Here is a 2,677-nt window from a genome sequence, read left to right as displayed (position 1 = left end):
TCTGGTTCTGGTTCTGGTTCTGGTTCTGGTTCTGGTTCTGGTTCTGGTTCTGGTTCTGGTTCTGGTTCTGGTTCTGGAGAAAGTGTATCCGACATTGCTCTGCGAACTACAATAACGGTAGTGGCACCGAATGGTACGGTAGTTGCTCATACGCAGCAAGAGCTGACTTCTTTTATAGAGGCTGCAACGATTGAATTGAACTGGAGCCAGCCGCTGCTATGGAATGCGGAGACACCGGAGTTATACAGCTTGTATGTGGAAGCCGCTGGCGAGGTGCTACATTTTGCAATCGGCTTGCGAGAAGTGACGATTAGCGAACAAGGTGTGTTCATCATCAACGGACAACCGATCAAGCTGAAAGGTGTGAATCGCCATGATACGCATCCGGTGCTTGGGCATACGGTACCGATTGAGCATATGATCGATGATCTGATGCTGATGAAGCGGCATAATATCAACACTGTACGCACGGCACATTATCCGAATGATCCGCGCTTTCTGGAGCTATGCGATCGGTATGGATTTTATGTGATTGATGAAGCGGATCTGGAATGTCATGGAATTGGGATTCCAGAAGACTTCGGTCCCGGCGCCTTTCATCAGTTATCTGCTCATGCGGATTGGGAGCAGGCTTTTGTCGATCGTGCCATACGATTAGTCGAACGTGATAAAAACTTTAGCTCGGTCATTATGTGGTCGATGGGCAATGAGTCCGGTTATGATCGCAATCATATCGCGATGGCACGCTGGACACGAGCACGAGATGCTTCACGTCCGGTACATTACGAAGGTGCAGCTCCCGTTTATAAAGGTCATGCCGATACATCCGTGCTGGATGTGGAAAGTCGGATGTATTCTTCACCTGCGGATATTACGGAATATGCCGTCCATCCAGATAGCCATAAACCGCTATTCTTATGCGAATACAGCCACGCCATGGGCAACGGTCCCGGCGATCTGAAAGCATACTGGGATGCCATTTACGCCTATCCATTGTTAATGGGGGGCTGCGTATGGGAATGGGCAGATCATGGTATTCAGCAAAAGGATGAACATGGGCGTATCTATTATGCATACGGTGGCGATTTTGGCGATACACCGCATGATGGCTCTTTTTGCATCGATGGATTAGTTTCTCCAGATCGTCAGCCGCATCCGGGCTTGCTGGAGCTGAAGCAGATTATTGCTCCGGTCTGGATCGAAGCAGTGGAAACAGCGACTGAAACACAGACAGGCGGCACCTTATCGCTATGTGTGCACAATCGGTACGATTTTAGCAAACTGGATCATTTAACGCTGGACTGGATCGCCGAAGATGACGGCATCTTGCTGGCACAGGGGCAGATGGAGCTACCGACGATTGCTCCACATGACTCTGCGCTGCTGGAATGGACATTGCCTGCCGGATCGGTAACATGGACCTCTCCAACTATCTCAGACCTTCGTTCAAACTCGGATATCGACGTAGCTTTGAATCAATCGAAACCAACGTTTGGACAAAACAGCTATGTCACGTTCCGCCTGCGTCAACGCAGCAACACCATTTGGGCTGAAGCGGGCTATGAAATTGCCTTTTTCCAATTTTCGTTGAGCAGAGCAAGCGTCGCAGATCCTATCGACGGTACAGATCATCATGTGACATCTATACAATCGATCGCCTTCGTCCATTCGCAATCGCTGGCTACGACCGCACAGCATGGTGTACTGCATATTACAGGCGATCGATTCCGATACGAATACGATCTGATCGAAGGAGTATGGAAACAACTGGAACGTCAGGATACGCTATTGCTGGATGCTCCATCTTCCTTTGCCGTGTGGCGTGCACCGATCAGCAATGATATGAATATCGAGGAAAAATGGCGGGATATCGGGATGGATCGACTGCATACGAAAACATACGATTCCATCTGGACGGAGCAAGCAGACGGCACGATTCATATCGTCACCTCCTTCTCCCTCGCTGCAATCTCGCACTATCCACTCGTTCGCGGTGAAGCCAAGTGGATCGTACATCCTAATGGGAGCATCAAGCTTAAGCTAAATGCTAAAGTGCTGGAAACGGCACCATTCCTGCCGCGATTTGGCTTGTTGCTGCCGCTAAAAGCAGGGATGGAGCAGGTGACATACTTTGGACGTGGGCCGCATGAGAGCTATGTGGATAAGCATCATAGTACACGTTTCGGTCGCTATCGCTGCACCGTAGACGAGCTATTTTATAATTATGTCGTACCGCAGGAAAATGGTTCGCGTGCCGATACGAGCTGGCTGACGATTACCAATCCGCTCGGTATCGGTCTGTATGTGAGCGGACCGAAGCGCTTTTCGTTTAATGCGTCGCATTATACGCCAGCCGATCTGACCGCAGCTACGCACACGCATAAGTTACAGCCACGCGCAGAGACGTATTTGCATTTGGATTATAAAATGAGCGGAGTTGGTTCGAACTCGTGTGGGCCGGAACTGGCGGAAAGGTTTCGGTTGCAGGAGAAACATTTCCAGTATGAATTGGAAATTGTGCCAGTTGTGCTGGAGGATAGTTATATAAAAGTAATTTAATTAGAACTATTTATAAAAAAGACAGGTTTCAAGAAAACTTGTGGTATTATCCCCTTTAAGTAGACATTCGAAAAAAGACATCTGTTAAGATGAACTTAATCATGTCAACAAAGGGGAT

1 protein-coding gene is annotated in these 2,677 nt (G+C 48.7%); it reads left to right on the top strand.

The features are described 5' to 3' along the window. Nucleotides 1-2,559, top strand: a 2,559-nt coding sequence (locus tag AAHF22_RS23650; protein WP_347327454.1) for a glycoside hydrolase family 2 TIM barrel-domain containing protein, incomplete at its 5' end; no start/stop codon positions are given. Nucleotides 2,560-2,677 lie beyond the last annotated feature (118 nt).

Source organism: Paenibacillus wenxiniae, from assembly GCF_039822605.1.
Classification (GTDB): domain Bacteria; phylum Bacillota; class Bacilli; order Paenibacillales; family Paenibacillaceae; genus Saccharibacillus; species Saccharibacillus wenxiniae.
The sequence above is the reverse complement of the archived record's forward strand: the minus strand, read 5'-3'. Positions and strand labels throughout refer to the sequence as shown.